Here is a 19,397-nt window from a genome sequence, read left to right as displayed (position 1 = left end):
CATCTTGCCTGCCATTTATCTGCGTTTATCTGCGTTTATCTGCGGTTCAAAAAAACCTACCGGCCACCAATAGTAATCGAATCAACCTTCAAATGAGGCTGACCAACAGTAGTATAAATACTGCCACTAACCGAACCACAAAAACCGGCAGCCAGACCCAAATCTTGAGAACACATAGAAATTTTATTCATAATTTCCTGTGCATCCCCAATCAAAGTAGCCCCTTTCAAAGGCTTAGTAACCTTCCCATTTTCAATTAAATAAGCCTCTTCCACACCAAAATTAAATTGGCCGGTAGCCCCGACACTACCCCCGCCCATTTTCTTGCAATAAATGCCCTTATCAATAGACGCAAACAAATCATCAATACTGTAATCCCCAGGTGCAATATAAGTATTTCGCATCCGAGAAGCAGCAGCATAGGAATAATTTTGGCGGCGTCCACTGCCGGTGCGAGGATGACCAGTACGCAAAGAACCGGCCCGATCAGCCAAGAAATTTTTCAGCACACCTTTTTCGATTAAAAGAGTACGTTGAGCCGGCATACCCTCATCATCCATATCAATAGTACCGAACGCATTATCAGTGCGTCCCTCATCCCAAGCAGTCAAACTTTCGTGAGCAATTTTTTCGCCTTTCTTATCAGCAAAAGGAGTAGTTTTGCGTTCAATTTGAGTAGTTTCCAACAAGTGCCCACAAGCCTCGTGAAAAATCACACCCCCAAACTCATTAGCCATAATAATCGGGTAATTTCCCGACTCCACATAATCGGCATATAACATCTTGCCGGCAGACTCCGCCACCTCAGCAGCATCCTCCTCATAATTCCAAACTCGTAAAAAGCTTGGATCACTTGTATTACCGGCCCGTTTAGCTATCGAAGAACGATGGGCACCATCAGCGCACAACAAATTAAAACCAGCCGACTGAGTAAGGCGAATATCGCGGGCAAAAGTGCCATCCGAAGCAGCCACCAAAACCTCTTGCCAATCACGGAAATAACTTGCCCGGCGTGATTGAACATGACTAGCCTTGAGATTTAACTTAGCATTACCGGCCAGCAAAACCTCACCCATTTCGCGCATCGAACTGCAATTCGATAACCACGAATCCTTGCCTTTTTTCGTTGCATAATCGCGCAACAACTCTAAATGAATTTCTGGAATAAAAGCATTAGCCGAAGGCAACTGTAAACCCAAAATAGAAAGACCTTTTTCTAAAGCAGCTTTTAGGCCCGAAAAAGATAAATCATTCGTGCTGACATAACAATCAGCCGTTCCCCGAAACACCCGCACCCCGGCGCCCGTTGACAGACGAGGAGAAATACTGGTAATCGTGTCATCTTCTGCCAAACAACTGATATAATTAACTCGTTCAAGGAAAAATTCGACGAAATCAGCACCCGCAGCGCGTCCTAAACCTAAAAGGACAGAAAGTGGAGCTTCCCAAGTTTCATCAAATCGCTCGGTTGTCGAGTCATATTGTAGTGCCGGCAGTTCTCGTGATAAAAGTAGGGTACTGGGACTCATGCTTGACCTCTCATGCTGGAATCGTCGGTGCAGAAAGTATTTTTCTGGCGTTGTCTCAGTGTAGCAAATAAAAGACTAGAAAGGGGGTGAAAGACTGGGGGATCAAAAAAAAATAGGCAAAGTCTAGGCTAGGAAAGTCGGGGGAAAACCTATAAAAGGAGAGCCGAGAATTCATCGTAAATAAGGGTAAATTTTTTTTATAAAATTGGCCATATTTCCGCCAAAACCGTCACTTATAACCGGCATCCAGACATTCTTTCACCAGCAGCAAAAAAACAAAATTAGCCACACAAGAAAAACCCAAATATTGAGAGCAAAAATCCTCAAAAAATGCCAAAAAAGTGATATAAGACAAGTATGTAATAGCGAAGCTCGCGGCCAAGGCTCCTAAGAGGCGAAAAAATGGCCCATAATTGGAGGTAGCGAGCAGGGGAGCAAACCCAAGAGCAAAGAAAGAACCGGCCTAAAAACAAAAAAAATCAAAAAACCGGCCATAAAATCAAAGAAAATAAAAAATAACAGCCGGTGTGGCTAAACTAAAAACGCGGATCTCAAAAACGTTCAAGACAGGGTAATAAACTCGTGAATTCTCATCAAGCTCGGATACACACACTCATTGCTGAGATAGACAGCGTATTACAGATGCCGGTGCCCCGCCTTCCCTGGATGGGAGAGACGGTCAAAGACTATCGGCGAGTCTTAGAGCGAACCCGCAGCTATCTAGGAGAAATCCAACCCTTACTAGGCGAACCGCAACAGTCCGCCAACATCATCCAAGCAGAAGAAAGCGGCAACAGTCCGCAAGCAGTCGAGCAAATGCTGCAAAACGTGATTGCAGAAATGACCGGCCTGAGATCAAACCTCATGCAGCCCTTACAAAACGACCTAGAAACCCTACAAAAAGAACGAGACAGCCTGCTCAAAGAAATCAGGCAACTAGAGAGACAGCACAGCATCTACAGCACAGAGCAAGCAAACCAGCAACAGCAACTCATTGCCGAATTCTTGCAAATCTTAAGCAGCCGGTTGCAAGAAACCCTCAGCCAGCAAATCAGCCAAAGCCTAAGCAAAATAGAAGACCAACTGCTCTCCGGTGGAGCCCAGAGCCTAGAAGGCGAAATTACCCCCGAATTACCCGGCATCTGGGAACCCTCAGCGCTTTATGGACAACCCAGCGCCGCACCCTTGCACCCCCAACAACGCCTTGCCAACCTGCTGCACCTGCAACGACAAACAGACCAACTGCTAGTAAGCCTAGACACCACCCTCAGCGTCGTCTTTGAAGCCCTGCTCAGGAACGTGCACGGCTATGAAGAATCGCTGTCCAAAGGGCTAGACAAAATGTACAGCCTCGGACAGCAGGGCGAAATCATGTTCACCCACCTAGTCAACCATCTCGCTCAAACCCTCGGCCAAGAAGCAGCCGGCTTATTGCAAAACTCCATCACCAAAGGCAACCTAGAACCAACCAGCCAACCAAGCCAAACCGAAACGGAAAAAACAATCGCCCCCGCCAAAACCAACACCACCGCAGCCAAAAAGAAACCCAAACCAAGCGACCAAACGCAAGCAAAAGCCCCAACAACCACAAACAGCCAAAAACAACCAAGCCAAAACATCCAAGAACCAAAAACCCAAACCTCCCCCACAGAAGGCGATAACACTAGCATCGCCTTACCGATCATAGACGACCTGCAAGAACTACTGAGCGCCCTAGAACTATCAACACCAGAACCGGCCCAAGAACCAGAACAAGAAAACACCTGGCTGGATCTATTCAACACCACAGAAACCAACCAAACAGCCCCAATCGAAACAGCCAGCAACCAAATTGCAGAAACCGGCTCTCTCACAGAACCGCAACTTGAGAGCCTCTATGCCGAATTATTTGGCTTGACAGAACCCGTAGAAATCAACACCGAACCAGCAAAACAAAACATTAGCGAAACCGAATCCATCGGCATAGACTTATTTGAAGAAGCCCTATTTGGCAAACAAACCGAACCAGACCAAACCAACAGCCAACCAGAACCAGAAGACTTTTTATTTTTTGAACAGCAAACAACCAACACAAACCCCTTAAACCCCGAAACCGTCAGCAGCGAAAACGACTCACTCGACATTTTTAACGAACTCTTTCCAGAAGAACAGGTCTCCCTCGAAGCCACCGGCACCACCGACTTCAGCACCCCAAGCGATGAAGAACCTCAAACCATCACCGAAGAACCAGACCCCCTGGTGTTGGCCGACGAGTGGACAGCCGACAACTTCATCCCCGCCTCACCCGAAGAAAATTTATTACCCGCTTCCGAAGAACTCAACACAAGCGCCCAAACACCAAACCGGCCCGGCAGCAGCTTCGCCCTAGAAAACCCCAACCTCTTAGAACAACTCCAAGACGATCTTTCCTTACTAGCAACCGACACCCCCTCACTCCCCCCTCAAACAACAGAAAATTTCGACAGCCCCAACGAATGGACATCCCTGGGGCCACTAACTACAGACAGCAGCGATGAGGATAACCCAACCTTCGGAGAATGGGTATCGGATATGGGCCTTTCTAGCACACCGGCACCGAGCAGTAACCTTTTAGAGCCGGCAACAGAAATGGATGACACCCTCGAAGAAGAACCACTCTTAACCAGCATGGAAGAATGGCTGACCCAACTCACCCAAACTCAACTCAGCAATGTTGCAGCCCCCTCCAGCAACCCCGAACCAGGGCCGGTGATCAAAGAAACCCCCAACATGACCCTCGATGAAGCCTTTGCCAGCTTAGGAGCAGCCACCGCTTCCTCGACTTTTTCCCAACCGGAAACCCTAGAAACAGCCGATTTATTTGAAAGCGAAAATTTAACCCCACCCCCCGGCCCAGCATCCAACCCCGAACCCCAATCCCTCGATGATCTCTTTGCCACCTTGAACGACTCTCCGCCAAGCAGCGAGGAAAATGTCAGAGATTTATTCGCCTCAGACCCCACCTGGGACACCACAGGCACCACCTCTAAAGCCAGCCTCGACGACTTGGGAAACCTCAGTTTGGACGATTTCTTTGCCAGTTTAGAGGATGATTCCCAAAGCGGTAATGCCGGCAGCAACGACGATGATTTATTCTCGTTTGGCGCCCAGTTTTCTGACTCTAGCGACTCATCCCAATCTGGTAAAAAAAAACCTTAAATAAACCCCCACTCAGTGATTCCCAAAACTCCCAACAATGGTATCTGGGAATTGATTTCGGCACCACCGGTTTTTCTGCTGTTTTGCTTAACCGGCAATCTGGTCTTGGCTCAGCCGGTGGAGGCGAGGTTTATCCGATTTATTGGAAACAACAATCACAGCCGCCGGTGGCCCCTCCCCAACGTCTTTATCAATTCCCCTGCGCCGCTTATTTGGAATGGCTGGGAACACTCACCCCCACCGAAAATACCCTTTCTCTCTCAAAAATTGTAGCCCAGCCAGTAAAAAATCTTGACCCGGACAGCGAATCAGCGGTTCAAAATTCGCCTCTATCAGGCTTGTTGGTGAGTAATTTTAAACCCTATCTAAAAGCTGGTTTAAACACCAATCAACAAACAAAAGAGTTGCAACCTATATGCAAATGGTCTGAAAATGTTTCCCTTCCTTTAGAATGGTTTGAGGAAATATTAAAAGTCTTGTTTGCAAGTTTAAAACCTGGAACTTTCCAACCGAGCCAGAATTTTAATTATAAAACTTATGCCACCGGCCTCGAAAGAAAACAATTTAAAATGGCCTCTTCAGAACTGGCGGCTGTGATTTTGAGTTTTCCCGCTTCTTGGCCGGATAGCTATTGTTTTAATCTGCGGGAAGCGGTTTTAGAAGCCGGTTTAGTTTCTCGTGCCGAGCAAGTGGTTTTTGTGCCGGAAACTACCGCAACTTTGCTATCAATTTTACCGGGTGGAGGGGGTGAAAATTTGGTAGTAAAAGGCGACAAAGAACCGCGAATTTTTGCCGGAAATCAAAAACAAAGTTTATATAATTCCGGCTGCTTGGGTTATACGCTGATTTTGAATAGCGGCGCATCGATGACAGAATTGGCGTTAGTTAATGTGCCGGCTAATTTGGGCGAACTGAAGGCAGAGGATTTTAAAGTTTTAAATTTTTCCTATGCCGGTGATGCTATTGATCTGGATATTGTTTGCCAGTTACTTCTCAAAGGCAAAGGTATTTTTTCTCCTGGGAGTTATCATCTTTCGCCTGGAGATGATTTTCCCACGCCGGGGGAACCGGAACTCGAAAAACGCTACCGCTTGCTGCAAAAATTAAGAGCTTTTCCCCAGGGAGAGTTATTGCTAGAAGCGGCAAGTCAGTTAAAAGTGATTTTGCAACATCAAGATCAGTTTATTTTAGAACTGGGAGAAGAGCGAAAACGCTGTTTGCGGCGAGATTTGGAAACGCGGGTTTTTGTGCCTTTTGTTCAACAACTTAACCGGGAATTAAATGCTCTTTTGAGTCAAACTGGGGTGCCGGTGGTGGCTATCGAGCGGGCAATTTGTACGGGGGGGAGTGCTGCTTTGGAAGGGATAGGCCGGTGGTTGCGTTCTAAGTTGCCTAATGCCAGCATTATTCAAGATACACAGACTCCCACACCGGCATCGGCTTGTAGTAGGGTGGCTTATGGGTTGGCGGCGTTACCGCTACATCCTTTGGTGGTTAACTGGCAACGACATCAATATAGTGATTATTTTTTGCTGTTGGAATTGTTGACGGTGGGGGCTGGTGTGGCGGGTAGTCTTGCGGATATTTTGCAATTTTTGGAGTTTCGGGGCATTAATACTCGTATTTGTGCTGAGCGAATTCGGGCGTTTTTGGATGGTGAGTTGCCGGTGCCTTTTTGCCTTGAGCCGGCGGATGCTGTTTTGTTGGATCGCCAGTTTCGGGAGAGTCCTGAGTTTTTGGCTTTGCAAAAGGCTGCATTGTTTTATAAACAAGAGGATGGCTCTTATCGTTTGAATGTCGAACAGTCTCAGCGATTGCGTCATTTTTTGAATTTGCTGGCTGCCGGTTCTCAGCAAAAGTTTGATGAACCTTTGGGGCTGGATCTGGAACGAGGTTTGCCAACAGTTTAGAATTTAGAAGCATAAAGCCGGTTTTTCTCGCTCACCGGCTTTCTATTACTTAGATAAAGATTTTGAAGAGATTGTGCTTCTGGATGTGAATTGTCATAAAAAAGGAAGGGATGATTGGGGACTGGTTAGAGAATTTTAGATTTTCTAAATTCCGCGCATCGGTTATGCTGAGAGTCGGTTGCTTTTAAAGATTTGAATTAATGACGCTTGCAAGTTGGATTACTGTTTCTCGTTTGTTGGGTGTGCCGTTTTTGCTTTATTTTCTGCATAACCCAACACCGGCGGATTACTGGATTGCGCTGTCTATTTTTTTGGTGGCGGCGCTAACGGATTGGCTGGATGGTTATGTGGCGCGGACTTTTAATCAAATTACGGATCTGGGAAAGTTTCTTGATCCTTTGGTTGATAAGTTGTTAGTTTTGGCTCCGCTTTTGGCGTTTGTGGAGTTGGGAAAGGTGCCGGCTTGGGGTGTGTTTTTGATTTTGTTTCGGGAGTTGGCTATTGCGGGTTGGCGGGTGAATAAAACGACAATTACGGGGGCGAATATTTGGGGGAAGTTGAAGACGGTTTGCCAAATTTTGGCGATTGCGCTTTTGTTGGTTCCGCTGCCTGGGTTTTGGGGGCCGGTTGCTTTGGTTGTTTTTTGGGTTTCTGTGGGTTTGACTTTGGTTTCTGGGCTGATTTATTTGTTGCCAGAAAAGCAAGATGTAGTTTAAATAAGATTAACCCGGTTTTTTTTGATAAACCGGGTTTTTTAGAATTAACCGGCTGCTAAAATTTCGTCATCACAAGAAAAGTCGATTTCTGCTTGGTCGCGTTTGGAAAGCAGATAGTCGTTTTGGAATGAGTCTTTTAAGCCTGAAACTAAATCGTATTGGGGTTGCCAATTTAACTCTTTTTTGGCTTTTTCGATGCTGGCAAAGAAGTGTTGAACGCGCATCGGGAAGGCTTTACGTTTGCCGAAGTCAAATTTTTTGGGGTCATAATGAACGATTTTGATGCTGTCTGGTGATTTGCCGCAGGCTTCGGCGCAGGCTTTGGCTAATCCATCAAAGGTAACGTATCTTTCGCCTGAGATGTTATAGGTTTGGCCGATGGCTTTTTGGTTGCCTAAAACGGCTGCCATTGCTGTTGCTAAATCTTGGCAGTGTCCGAATTGGGTAAAGTTGTTGCCGGTGCCGGGAATTGGTACGGGCCGGTCGCGCACAATGCGGTCAAAAAACCAGGCTTCGAGGTCGTTATAATTTTGGGGGCCGTAGATATAAGTGGGGCGGATGGAGGTGTAGGGTAATGCTTGTTCTGCTAGGTAGTTTTCGGTGTCGTTTTTGCCTTTATGCCGGCTTTTTGGATCGATGGGGTCGCCTTCGATGTGGGGCATTTGATCGGATTTTAAATAAACGCCGGCAGAACTCATGTAAACAAAGTGTTGAATGCGTCCTTTAAAGAGGTCTGCGAGGGGTTGGGTGTCGCTTAGTTCGCGTCCGTTGTTGTCAAAAACTGCATCAAATTCTTGGCCGGCAAGTTTGTCTTTTATTTGAGTGGCATCGGTTCTGTCGCCGTGTATTTGTTTGCTGTTTTCAACGGGGGCCGGTTTTTTGCCGCGATTAAATAGGGTGATGTCGTGGCCTTGTTGGGCTAATATTTTGGTGAGATAAACTCCGATAAATCGGGTTCCGCCCATGATTAAAATACGCATTTTTTTTGTGTTCCTCTTTGAGTAAGTGCAGTGATTTTTGTGATTTTGTTTTCAGATTATAGCTTAGATGGGTGCAGGTTTTTTTTAAAGTCGTATTTGGGTGATGGCGATTTTTCCTGAAAAGCAAATGTCTACGTCGGTGCCGGGGGTTCGTGTTCGTTTGCCGTATTCTCCGCAGTAAGAAAATTTGTTTCCTTCGAGGTGATATTTGACGGGTAAGGGGTCTATGGAGGGTTGACAAAAGACGATTTCTGGTTCTGGGGTTCCTGGTTCTATGTGGGGTAGATTGACGTTCCAAAAGGTGCCGGTTTCTATGGGAATTGTGAAGAGTTTTGATAATACGTCTGCTGTCCATTTTGCGGCTAATTCCCAATCGATGATCAGGGGTTTTTTTATCCAATGGGAGATGGCAATGGCGGGGATTTTGTGCATGGCGGCTTCGCGGACGGCGGCGCAGGTTCCTGATATATAAACGTCGGTTCCCATGTTGCCACCGGCGTTAATTCCTGCGAGTACCCATTTGACTTGTGGACAGATGTGTGTAATTGCTATTCGGGTGCAGTCGGCGGGGGTGCCGGTGATGGCATATTCGTTTTGAGAGCGTTGATATATTTCGATGGGTTCGGTGGTGGTGACGCGGTGCCCGCATCCTGACCATTCTGTTGTGGGGGCGACAATAATTGCTTGTTGGTTGACTGCTTTTTGTAGGGCTTTGATGCCTGGGGCGTCTATGCCGTCGTCGTTGGTTAATATTAGGGTCATAAATGGGGGTTTTGGGAAATTTTACTTTTATAAAGTTAACGCAATTTAAGACTTATTTTTGTAGGAGGGGTGCAGGGGTGCCGGTTGATAAGGTAAAAAGAAAGCAGATGGGGGTTAAAAAGCCCGTTTTTGGGTCTATTTATCGGCTTTTTGTGATAAATCAAGTAATTTTTAAAATATGCTAGGCTGTGGTTTATAAGGTTTCGTTGGAGTTTACCTAATTTTATGTCAGAAGTGTTGACGACTGAGGTAGGACTGGCACCAGATATTACTCACCTTATTACGGAAGATGATACGCCTGTGGATAATTTTGGTTCAGAAAAACAACAGCGTTTATTAACTACAGTTCTTTACAGTACGCCGCAGATTTTGGGGGCGGAAATAAAGTTTTTAGCAGCGGCAAATGTGGGGGTTTTTTGGGCTGTGGGTTCGCCGCCGGTGGTGCCGGATATGTTTTTGAGTTTGGATGTGCAAATTCCTGACAATTGGTGGGAGAAAAAAAATCGCTCTTATTTGGTTTGGGAGTTTGGCAAAGTACCGGAGGTTGTGATTGAAATTGTTTCTAATAAAGAGGGCAATGAGTTAGGAAGTAAGTTGTTAACTTATGAGCGGATGCGGGTTAGTTATTATGTGGTTTTTGATCCGAGTCGGCAGTTGGGAAATGAGGTTTTACAAATTTTTGAGTTGCAGGGTTTTCGCTATGTTCCGTTGAGTGGAACTTGGCTGAGACAAGTGGGTTTGGGTTTGATTTTGTGGGAAGGTGTTTTTGAAGATAAGGAGGAGGTTTGGTTACGTTGGTGTGATGCTGATGGAAATGTGCTGCCAACGGGTGCTGAAAGAGCGGCTTTTGCTGAGGATCAGTTGCGAGAAACCCAAGGGTTATTAGAGGAGGAAAAACGGCAGAAAGAATTGGCTCAACGTCGGGCTGAGCTTTTGGCTGAACAGTTGCGACAGTTGGGTGTTGATCCTGATTTGTTGAATGGATAAATAGTGGCTTGCCGGCTTTTTTTTAATGTTATGAACCCTAGAAATAGCTCACACCGGCGGGCTATTTTTTTATAGCTTTTTTCACTTTGCGCGGCTAAAAACCAGATTTCTAAGATAAGCCTGGTTTTTAGAAGTATGAGTTTTTTAACCGCATCCTATAGCAGATAAACGCAGATTGTTATCGGCTTGTTTGTTGGCTTTGCATAACTTTCCTGTTAAATAGCAGCTTGTGTTGCTGGAATCTCAATTTATTGCGTCTTTTGATTGCGCTCATGCTGATTTGGTTGCGGAACATTCCGAACTTATGAATATGCAGGGTTTAGAATAACAATAACTTTTGAAAACTCTCTGTTAAGCACTGCAATGGAATTTGGCAAAAAACATGACTCTGGGAGGCAAAAAGGTAAAAATTGCGCGTTTTCCCGGCTCACTTTGATAAATAATTGTAATAGCAGTGAACCTATCCCCCAGCCTATAGGGGGAATTTTGCGCCAATTCTTTAGAAATCATGCAAAAACTACTCAAACAGTTAATTGTTATTTTGCTGGTGATAGTTGCGGGCTGGGGGTTGAATTCCCCGGCTTTCGCTCAAACCGGCACGGCGGCTGATCCAGCCGCTTTTGATGTTTTCCGCAACGCCTATAACAGTCGCTATACTTGGGACAATAAATTTCCGGGCTACACGGCGACGGTTGAAATCAAAGAAAAGCAGGAAGTCTATCAAGCCCAAACTCGCATTAATCCAGATTTAAGCATAGAATTGACGGGCATTGAAAATCCAAAATTCCAGGCTACAGTCAGCGATCAATTGCGGATGCTTATTACTCACCGGCGCACGCTTCCGTTTAAAATTGCCCACAAAGAACACACTTTTACTTTTGGCAAAACTTCCACGAATGAGACGATAGAAATTGACCAACATGGCAAAGGTAGTCCGTCTTATTATCAACTCAAAGACGGAAAAATTATTCAGGTAAATCGCATTATGGGGCCGGTGGCTGTGCGGGTTGATTTATTGGACTGGCAAGATACACCGGCCGGCTATTTGGGTAAGCGCTATCGTGCGGCTTTTCATTATGTACAAACGGGAGATGAACTCGAACAAATAGAATACCAAGATACTTACAAAAAAGTGGGAGATTATTATATTCCCACTCATCAAACAATTCGTCATTTCCAAGCCGGTCAAGAAACCACCACCGATATTAATTTTACCGACATCAAATTGTTGTCATAGCGTCAGTTTTAATCGCTTCCTAAAAGTAGGGTGGGCTAGGCCCACCTTATCAAGGATTACCAACGGTAATAACGATAGGGATCATCGCCTAAATCAAAATCGGTACGATAGTCTGGGTGGTAATAATTAACAGATGAGACGTTGCCATTTAAGCTTTTTAAAACTGCTTGATCCGTCTTAAAATTTGCCCCCATATTGGCAATAATTTGAGCGGTAGTGCGGGTTTGTCGCCAGCGGGTATAGCGCAAATAGGTATTCACATCTGCCTGTAAATCTTCGGGATTCATTTGCGAGAAAAGGGCGATGCCTTTGCCAACCGTAAACCGGCTAAATAAACCCTCTGCGCCAACTTCTCCACCTGACTGAATCAAGTTTGTATTATAAGCTGCTCTTGAGCGTAAATCAGCCACATCTAAACCGCGAAATTCCGGCCAGTTGGGAGGGGAAACAATGCCAGAAAAATTGTTAACTTCTTTTAACCGCACTCCCAAAGCATCCAAAGGAAATTTACGGGGCATAAAAAAGACTTTGCCGCCATTATTTAGATAGGGCTGTAAAAACTGATCTTTGACATTTCCATCGGTGCCCATAATTACTAAACCTGCCTCTGTTGGTAAAGAATCTGAGCGTGTATAAAGGACTCCCAAAGTATCTAATTTTTTGGCATCTTCATCACTGCCAATTAAAGTAATTTTGTCTCCTGTTAAGGGCAAATTTGCAGTTTTGGCATAATTAATTAACTGGTTTGTGAGTTTCACCGGCACCGGATCAAGGGCATAATGATCTTCTAAATCCAAGGTTGTTAAAATAAGCCGGCCCTTACCATAATCCAATTCCATCAATGGCGTATAAGCCAAATCAAACTCTGATTGTAAAATCGCTCGCCATCCGCTATTGTGGGGTTTTTCGATAGGAACACTGCTAATAGCACCGCGATTTCCCCAATGCCAACCATACCAAGGTGTGCCGTGCGGATTTTTTTTCGTGCCGCCATTAAGCGTATTTGGATAAGCTTCGGTGAGGGTACTTTCTCCTGTCCAGTCGCGCAAATCTTCTTGATCTAAACCTTTAATAACCGGATGCTCTTTATCAATAGGAAAAACACGCCGGCTTAAATGCGGTGAAGTGCGAAAACCCATATTTTTTTGCAGCCATTCGGGGTTTTGGGTAAACATAATTGCTTTACCACCGCTGCTGATAAAACTTTCTAAACTCCCTGGTAGTTTTTGGTTGCTCGATAAGCTTTCTCGGCCAATGATTAAAAGATTAGTGTTTGCTTTGCCATCCCAAGGTTCAAGTTTATAACCCAATTTTTGCAGCATTTGGCTGGTTTTACCGACGGGATCAAACACTGTTAAAGTTTCATTTTTGGCCGATTGGTTTTTCTGGGCATCAAAAACACGGAAGCCAAAACGATCTTGATGTTTGCTGTTGCCAATTGTGGCTTTTAAAATTATTTCTCCCTCGACTTTTTCGCCGTTGAGAGTTTTGGGTAAGGTTGCTTCAATGGGGATAAATAAAGTTTGGGCCGGCTCAATATTTCCCTTTTTTTGACCGTTGCTGACATTTTCACCGGCCACTCTTATCTCCCAATCAACAGAAAAATCTTGTTTGTTGCGGGTATCATTCAGCAAGGCGGCTTGTTTTTGTAGTTTTTGTCCGGGGATAAAGTTGTGGTTTTTTTCTGTAAAAGCTGTGGCAGATCCAGCAATCCAAGCTAAGGTAGGGCCGTTATTTTCTAAAAGGGCAATTCCGCCCGGTTGAATTTTATTTGCCTCCGTCTCATATTTATAGATAAACCGTTTCGGAACTAGGGGATAATAAACGCCTCTTTGACCGGCTTTAAAAGGTTCTAAAGTTTGTTTTTCTTTCCCCGCTTCGGAAACTTGCCATCCGTGCCCATCATTCCAAGGAATCATCCCGCCGGTGATGCCCATTGTTCGCCAACTTCGCCAAGTATTTGTGCTAAATAATTGCAGCAGTTTTTGAAATGCCGGTGCAAAATCTAATTCCGGGTTAAAATGCCAGCTTTTATATTCTTGATCTTTGACAAATAACTCGCGGATTTTATTTCGGTAGGCCGGTGTTTCCAACTCATAAGCTTGCTTTCCTAAATAAATTGCGCTAAATTCTGTCATTAAAGGTTCGCTGACAATAACATTTCTAAACCCACTTCTTGCCCGCATCATTGTGGCGTGTAAGGGCGTTCCAAATTCCACCACCATATAGGGCATATCGCCATTTTTTGCCCACTCAGAAAGCCATTCTTCCCGCTCTTGTAAAGGAATCATGTTTAAATAAGAATTGAGCGCGTAAATATCGCCTACTGTCGCACCTTGGTGAAACATAACCGGCCTTGTGGGGTCATATTTTTTAATTTCTTTGGCTGCTTCTTCTCCCAGGGGTATAATTTGGCTTAAACGCTTATCTTCAACGTCTCCCAGCGTTCCTTCAATATTTTTTTTGCCAATTCGGCGGGGGTTTTGGTCATCGGTATGTCCAAAATAATTAGCATTGGTTGCCCAAAATAAAATTGACGGGTGATTGCGATACCGGCGTAAGTCTGTGAGCATTTTTTGCTCCCATTCTTGCTTAATTTCAGGGGATTTCCATTGATTATTTCGCAAGAAATCTGTCATATTTAAAGCCGTTCCCATTAAGGGAAAACCTTTGCGATCTGCACATTCGGCAAAAATTTCTCGAAAATGCCATTTTCCTCTTTCATCGTGGTTCCAAGGCCATAACTCAGCAATATTAAATCCAGCCCAAATATAACTATCAATCAGCCGGTTTGCTACTTCAGGAATTCCACTCGCCCAAGTGTCATAATACATAGTTGGTCGCCAGCGAATTTCTGTACCGTTTAAATAAAACTTTCTCCCTTCTATCCAAAACTCTCTAAACCCAAATTCTTGATCGTATTGATCCTCAATTCCGTTGCCTTTGACTTGCAACTGCATCGTGTATAAATTAGCTTTTCCTACATCCCACAAACGCGGCTTTTCCCAATTCCAACTTGCTTTAATAATTTGTTTGTCTTGTGCGATTAGGTTGGCTGTTGCTTTAAATTCTTTTTCAGTTTCCCCTTTTTCATTTAACATTTTAGCGATAAGTTCCACCGCCCCTGCCGACTGAAACCCGCTAATTTCTACATCTAATTTAACTTGTTTATTGCGCGTAGAAGGCTGAATAAATACATCACTAATATACGGGCCGGTGGGCAAACTTAATAAACGAACTTCCCCGATTAATCCCCGCGAAGCCAGCTTTGCTTCGGTTTTATAAATTTCATTTGGCCCCATAATAACGGTGGTTTCTTTTTCATCTTGAGCCGCCGTTACTAATAAACTCAAAACCACATCTTTACCGGCTTTGGCAACTGTGGAAATATCCACCGCACCATAGGGCCAATTAACAGCCCCACACTGAATACCATTCACAAAAACAAGGGCATTTGTACTGAGTCTTCTTACATCTAATAAAATGCGGCGATTTTGCCAATTTTGGGGGATATTAATTGTTTGTTGATACCAGGCTTTTGATAATTGTTGTCCATCAAAATTATCCCAAGCAATGCCGGTGCCACGCTTCAGCACTCCGGGGGTAGAGTCGTGATTTTCTCGGCGCCAATCTCCCGGCACCCGAATGGTTCCCCAACCGTCCGCCGGCGGTTGTTGCGCCTCCCCGATGGCCGGTTCAAATTGCCACACTCCATTTAAATAAATTTCCCCTCGTTTATTATTGCTAATTTTGCCAACTTCTGCTATCGTATTTGTTGAAATCTGCATAGCTGGACAGTCTACAGTTTTACCTTCTTGCACTTTTGTATTAAATCCAAAAAATACAAGAATAGTTAATAAAAATATTCCCAAAAATTTAGCTGACTTTTTAATCACTTTCTCTCCACTTTTCTTAACGAACTAACCGGCCCAAAGTTGCCTCCATCACCGCTGTTGTTTGGCCAGAAACCGTAAAGACAAGCGCCTCTCGATAAACCCGTTGTGCGGCGTGGTGTTTGTAGTTTGCCGCTCCACCGGCAACCGTGACGGCAGCAGTGGCACACCGGCTTGCTAAATCAATTGCCCACGCCCTCAATTGTAAGGCATTGTGTGCCCTCTCATTAAAAATTTCCGTGCGGCAGGTATTTAATTCTCTCTCCAGTGCCATCAGCGCTTCCCAAATAACAGGCAATTCTTTAATTTTTGCCGTATTTTCTATAATATCAAGCGCCGCTCTCGCACAACCCAAAGCAAAAAAACTGTGATGTAAAACATTCTGTTTATCTTGGGCATGAATCCAGCCAGCCGGTTTCACAAACAACACCTTATTTTCTGCTAAAAACCAATTACTAATTTCTGCTGTCACCGTATTTGTCGATGCCATTGCCGCCAATTCCATCGGCTGACTTAAAACAAGTTTTCCCCCCGTTTTTTGCTGACTATTTTTCAACGGCATCAGCCCAAAAACAGACCGCCCATCTTCTAACATTGCCCCAGCAATAAACTCTCCAAAAAAATCAAATCCAGTAATCCAAGGAATAAACCCATTTAACTCATATCCCCCAGCCAATGGCACCGCTTTTAACACCGGCTCACCTAAACGCCGCAACTGCGAAAAACCGACCCCAATTAAACGATTTCCCGTAGCTAAAAACGGCAAAACTTCCTGTTTCAACTCTTGATTTTCACTCTTAACAATCATCCCGCCGGCAGACTGATGTTGTGTTTGCAAAAAAGCCAACGCCCCCGAATATCTCGCCGCCATTTCTTGAAATCGGCGAAACTTTATCTCACTCATTCCCCCCACCCGCAACGCCAACAAACCTCGCTCACCTAAATTTTTTAACCCCTCCAAAAGTGCCGCTGGTTGACTATCCATTAAATTTGCCTTGGGGGCAATTTCTTCGCGGAAATAACCCTCAGCAATTTCTAACAATTTTTGCTCCTCATCCATGCCAAAAATTCCTGCCAAAGCTTCCTAATCTACCCAAATTAACTGTGTGCGATTTTCAAAACCACCGCGTTCGGTTCGTCGCTTTTTTTGTTCAGCTAAAACCACTTCTTTTGATATCCCACTTTCTTGTATAATTGCCTCAATCACCTCAGACAAATCTGCCAACTCTTTAATCAAATCTTCCTGATTTAAAGCCCCCCTCACTTCCTGCGCTTCCTCAATTAGTTTATCGCGCAAAGCCAAGCGGTATTGAGTTTCTGAAAGCGTTTCTATTTCGCAATCGCGCCCCGCTTCTCGGATAATTTCAGGAATGCGATCTCTGACTAATTTTTTATACTCTTTTTTCATAAAAACTTCACCCCTTTTGTATATTATCTTTCCCAGAAAAGCGATTTTGCCGGTCAAGAAATTTTAACTGCCGGTAAAGCATTGAAATCTTTGGCAACTCAACCCCAGCCTCCTCAGCTTTTCGTAAAGGCGTGCCAAAAATTGCCTCAACTTCCAGCGGTCGTTTTTCATCATAATCTATTTTCATGCTTGTGCGGTAGGGTGTCATTTTGGCGGTATGATCCAGCATTTTTTCCATAAAACTTTCTGGAATAATCCGCTGATAGGCTTTAGCTCCTGCAACAACTTCCTGCATCAATTCTTCTGTTAAAAATCGGATATCTGGATCGTTCATCATTTCATCCGTGCGAGCATCCAAAACTACAGAAAGACCATTATAAGGAATATTCCAAACTAACTTTTTCCACCGCGCCAACAGCAAATCTTCCGATAACTCTATGGGTATGCCCGCCGCTTCAAAATCTGCGGCAATTTCTTTCATGTTTGGCGTAATTCCTGCCGGTTGATAATTGGGGGCATATTCTCCTAGGCTAATCATACTATAATCTAAATGGCGGATATAACCGGCCCCAATTTTATTAGAACAAATAAAACACATTCCCCCAATTACCTTTGCATTGCCGCTAATTTTACTAATTTCTTCCTCCACACCAAAACCATTTTGCAACAGCAACACTACGCCGTTATCTTTTAATAAAAATGGCAATATTTCTGGCAAAATATGATTGCGTGTTGTCTTCAGCGCCACCATAACTACATCACATTTCGGCATATCTTTCGCATTTTGATAAGCCTTAACTTGGGGTAAAATAATATTTCCTTGAGGCGACTCTACTACTAACCCATGCCGGCGTACATAATCATAATCACTATGTAGCAAAAAATGCACATCTAACCCCGACTGTTGCAATTTTGCCCCATAAAAACCACCAATGGCGCCGGTGCCAACAATTGCATAACATTTATCAGCCTTGGGCATAACTTCTAAAAATTCTCCCATTTTCAAATTCTCCATTTTTACACTTATTTCTATCTCTGGCGGGACAACCACAGCCACAGCTTACCTACAATTACCCCATCCCAAAAACAAATTGAAATAGGGCAAATTGTGTTTATTAATATAACGCCTAAATGCACCCAAAACTTTTTTGAACCCCCTTTCACCCCCTGCCATCAAATCCTCCTTAAGTGAGACAAATGGGGAATATTTATTTAACTTATATTTAATTAAACATCAAGTAGCACTTATGCTAACCTAGCCTCATTTAACAGTGATCACAATCACACCTCACCGTAGATATGGATCGCACCGGCCCAAGGATTCAAGTGACTAAAATAAAAGTGTAAGTAGAGACAGAAAAGCTATGATGGAAGCTCAAGCGCCTTTAAGTCCAGATCCTCTCGATCAAGTCATTGAGAGAATTTTTAGCTCTCACCGCATCACCCGCGCCGATCAACGCCGGTTTATGTCTGCGCTGCTTTCTCAAACTTGCATCAGCCTCGAAGATCAAATGAAAATTAATCGCGTTTTTGATGCCTTGCAACGCGGCTTACTCAGAGTTGTTGACTAAAACCGGCTAGCCGGCTCTGCCTGGTTTTAAAGATTTTATACTCTGTAGTTAAATTTATATATATTCAGCGAAAAACGCGGTTAAATATAGTCAAACTTTTTGGGCAGAGGGCATGGCGGGGCCGGTGAAAAGTCAGCCCGCTGCACAACATTTTCTTCCACGAGATACAGGCGTACACCCTCGCTTTCTCGCTACGCTAAAAGTACAACAGTAGAGGAAGCGAAACATGGTAAATTCACAGCCAAACACATTTGAAAAAACCGAACCGGCCTCAAACAACAACCCCCAAGGAGGGCCGGTTTGCGAATTAAGTGCCAAAGCCTTAGAAGAACTAAGCAAAATGATAGCAGCCGGTGCCAACTCAGCCGCCGCCAATGCAGAAACCGCCAGCCAACAAGCGCGAGAAATATTTGAGAAAAGCACAGAAGAAACCGGTCGCGTTCTGCACCTCATTGGCGAAAATCCTTTGCTCAAAAACAGCCTTAAATTATTCCGCGCCGAGTGGTTGTTGGGTTTAATAGGGCAAATTGATGTCTCAAAAGCTGAAGCCGCCGTCAACAAACTAAGGCAAGAAAACCCCACCGAAACCCCCAATCAAATCGCCGGCAGAATTATTAGCGAAAAAGCCCTACAAGCCGGTGGCATTGGTTTACTAAGCAGCCTCGTCCCAGGCATCGCCTTAGCACTTTTAGCCATTGATCTTGCAGCCACCACGCAACTGCAAGCCGAAATGATTTATCAAATCGCCGCCGCTTACGGAATGGACTTACAAGCAGCCTCTCGCAAAGGCGAAGTCTTAGCAATTTTTGGTTTAGGTTTAGGCGGTTCCGAAGCCCTCAAACTTGGTTTAGGAGTATTGCGAAATGTGCCGGTTGCCGGTGCTGCTATTGGGGCCGGTAGCAATGCTGCTATATTTTACACCTTGGGTTATGCAGCGCAGCGTTTTTATGAAACAAAAGTGCAAGAAACTGCCATCCCAAAAGCCACCCTTTAACAACAAACTTTCACTCAACAAGACAAGGGGAGTTTGTCTAAAAAAACACTATGAAAAAATTCCCCTGTCTTTTTTGTTGACTCTGGTGAGCCTAAATTGAATTTAAACAGGGTCTTTTTTTGAATTTTCTGGATTTTTAGCTTAAGGGTTGATTTTTTTAAACCGCAGATGTACAGCAGGCAAGATGCCCGCCCCAGAGATTAACGCCGATAAGTAAGTCAACTTAATTAAAC

The 19,397-nt window shown here is 44.4% G+C and carries 14 protein-coding genes; 7 read left to right on the top strand and 7 right to left on the bottom strand.

Annotated elements, in window-relative coordinates:
- Positions 1-56: 56 nt before the first annotated feature.
- Positions 57-1,529 (bottom strand): TldD/PmbA family protein, encoded by a 1,473-nt coding sequence (locus NG798_RS15370; RefSeq protein ID WP_261224554.1) that lies wholly within the window; start codon positions 1,527-1,529, stop codon positions 57-59.
- 582 nt (positions 1,530-2,111) lie between these two features.
- Here NG798_RS15370 and NG798_RS15365 point away from each other — a divergent pair.
- The 3 genes from NG798_RS15365 to pgsA all read left to right on the top strand — a co-directional run bounded on the left by NG798_RS15365 (position 2,112) and on the right by pgsA (position 7,332).
- Complete coding sequence (locus NG798_RS15365; protein ID WP_261224553.1) at positions 2,112-4,706, top strand: hypothetical protein; 2,595 nt, start codon at positions 2,112-2,114, stop codon at positions 4,704-4,706.
- 83 nt (positions 4,707-4,789) lie between these two features.
- Positions 4,790-6,616 (top strand): hypothetical protein, encoded by a 1,827-nt coding sequence (locus NG798_RS15360; protein WP_261224552.1) that lies wholly within the window; start codon positions 4,790-4,792, stop codon positions 6,614-6,616.
- A 200-nt stretch (positions 6,617-6,816) separates the two neighbouring features.
- Positions 6,817-7,332, top strand: coding sequence for a CDP-diacylglycerol--glycerol-3-phosphate 3-phosphatidyltransferase (pgsA, locus tag NG798_RS15355; protein ID WP_261224551.1), 516 nt, complete (start codon positions 6,817-6,819; stop codon positions 7,330-7,332).
- Between the two features lie 44 nt (positions 7,333-7,376).
- Here pgsA and NG798_RS15350 read toward each other — a convergent pair whose 3' ends face one another.
- Positions 7,377-8,312 carry an NAD-dependent epimerase/dehydratase family protein gene (locus tag NG798_RS15350; RefSeq protein WP_261224550.1) on the bottom strand — a complete coding sequence of 312 codons (936 nt, stop codon included), beginning with the start codon at positions 8,310-8,312 and terminating at the stop codon, positions 7,377-7,379.
- Positions 8,313-8,396: 84 nt separating this feature from the next.
- Positions 8,397-9,074, bottom strand: coding sequence for a 5'/3'-nucleotidase SurE (surE, locus tag NG798_RS15345; RefSeq protein WP_261224549.1), 678 nt, complete (start codon positions 9,072-9,074; stop codon positions 8,397-8,399).
- Positions 9,075-9,299: 225 nt separating this feature from the next.
- Here surE and NG798_RS15340 point away from each other — a divergent pair, with 225 nt between their 5' ends.
- Positions 9,300-10,061, top strand: coding sequence for a Uma2 family endonuclease (locus tag NG798_RS15340; protein WP_261224548.1), 762 nt, complete (start codon positions 9,300-9,302; stop codon positions 10,059-10,061).
- 508 nt (positions 10,062-10,569) lie between these two features.
- Complete coding sequence (locus tag NG798_RS15335; RefSeq protein ID WP_261224547.1) at positions 10,570-11,298, top strand: DUF3386 domain-containing protein; 729 nt, start codon at positions 10,570-10,572, stop codon at positions 11,296-11,298.
- 56 nt (positions 11,299-11,354) lie between these two features.
- On the opposite strand, the gene NG798_RS15330 is transcribed toward NG798_RS15335, so the two are convergent.
- The 4 genes from NG798_RS15330 to NG798_RS15315 form a co-directional block, all read right to left on the bottom strand.
- Positions 11,355-15,086: a sugar-binding domain-containing protein gene (locus NG798_RS15330; protein ID WP_261224546.1), complete on the bottom strand. Its 3,732-nt coding sequence runs from the start codon at positions 15,084-15,086 to the stop codon at positions 11,355-11,357.
- Between the two features lie 124 nt (positions 15,087-15,210).
- Positions 15,211-16,251, bottom strand: coding sequence for an acyl-CoA dehydrogenase family protein (locus tag NG798_RS15325; protein WP_261224545.1), 1,041 nt, complete (start codon positions 16,249-16,251; stop codon positions 15,211-15,213).
- 24 nt (positions 16,252-16,275) lie between these two features.
- Entirely contained in the window at positions 16,276-16,599 is a 324-nt protein-coding gene (locus NG798_RS15320) for a nucleoside triphosphate pyrophosphohydrolase (RefSeq protein ID WP_261224544.1), read from the bottom strand.
- A 7-nt stretch (positions 16,600-16,606) separates the two neighbouring features.
- Positions 16,607-17,599 carry a putative 2-dehydropantoate 2-reductase gene (locus NG798_RS15315; protein WP_261224543.1) on the bottom strand — a complete coding sequence of 331 codons (993 nt, stop codon included), beginning with the start codon at positions 17,597-17,599 and terminating at the stop codon, positions 16,607-16,609.
- A 364-nt stretch (positions 17,600-17,963) separates the two neighbouring features.
- Here NG798_RS15315 and NG798_RS15310 point away from each other — a divergent pair, with 364 nt between their 5' ends.
- Together NG798_RS15310 and NG798_RS15305 are read left to right on the top strand one after the other, a co-directional pair.
- The gene (locus NG798_RS15310) at positions 17,964-18,170 is read left to right on the top strand and encodes a hypothetical protein (RefSeq protein WP_317619601.1); all 207 of its coding nucleotides are present in this window, start codon (positions 17,964-17,966) and stop codon (positions 18,168-18,170) included.
- Between the two features lie 226 nt (positions 18,171-18,396).
- Entirely contained in the window at positions 18,397-19,164 is a 768-nt protein-coding gene (locus NG798_RS15305) for a hypothetical protein (RefSeq protein ID WP_261224542.1), read from the top strand.
- Positions 19,165-19,397: the final 233 nt, after the last annotated feature.

Source organism: Ancylothrix sp. D3o (assembly GCF_025370775.1).
GTDB lineage: Bacteria > Cyanobacteriota > Cyanobacteriia > Cyanobacteriales > Oscillatoriaceae > Ancylothrix.
This window is presented reverse-complemented; position numbering and strand designations above follow the sequence as displayed.

Excerpts from the sequence above, each read along its gene's own strand:
- NG798_RS15370 (WP_261224554.1), bottom strand. The coding sequence starts at position 1,529 with ATGAGTCCCAGTACCCTACTTTTATCACGAGAACTGCCGGCACTACAA.
- pgsA (WP_261224551.1), top strand. The coding sequence starts at position 6,817 with ATGACGCTTGCAAGTTGGATTACTGTTTCTCGTTTGTTGGGTGTGCCG.
- NG798_RS15350 (WP_261224550.1), bottom strand. The coding sequence starts at position 8,312 with ATGCGTATTTTAATCATGGGCGGAACCCGATTTATCGGAGTTTATCTC.
- surE (WP_261224549.1), bottom strand. The coding sequence starts at position 9,074 with ATGACCCTAATATTAACCAACGACGACGGCATAGACGCCCCAGGCATC.
- NG798_RS15340 (WP_261224548.1), top strand. The coding sequence starts at position 9,300 with ATGTCAGAAGTGTTGACGACTGAGGTAGGACTGGCACCAGATATTACT.
- NG798_RS15335 (WP_261224547.1), top strand. The coding sequence starts at position 10,570 with ATGCAAAAACTACTCAAACAGTTAATTGTTATTTTGCTGGTGATAGTT.
- NG798_RS15330 (WP_261224546.1), bottom strand. The coding sequence starts at position 15,086 with ATGCAGATTTCAACAAATACGATAGCAGAAGTTGGCAAAATTAGCAAT.
- NG798_RS15325 (WP_261224545.1), bottom strand. The coding sequence starts at position 16,251 with ATGGATGAGGAGCAAAAATTGTTAGAAATTGCTGAGGGTTATTTCCGC.
- NG798_RS15320 (WP_261224544.1), bottom strand. The coding sequence starts at position 16,599 with ATGAAAAAAGAGTATAAAAAATTAGTCAGAGATCGCATTCCTGAAATT.
- NG798_RS15315 (WP_261224543.1), bottom strand. The coding sequence starts at position 17,599 with ATGGGAGAATTTTTAGAAGTTATGCCCAAGGCTGATAAATGTTATGCA.
- NG798_RS15310 (WP_317619601.1), top strand. The coding sequence starts at position 17,964 with ATGATGGAAGCTCAAGCGCCTTTAAGTCCAGATCCTCTCGATCAAGTC.
- NG798_RS15305 (WP_261224542.1), top strand. The coding sequence starts at position 18,397 with ATGGTAAATTCACAGCCAAACACATTTGAAAAAACCGAACCGGCCTCA.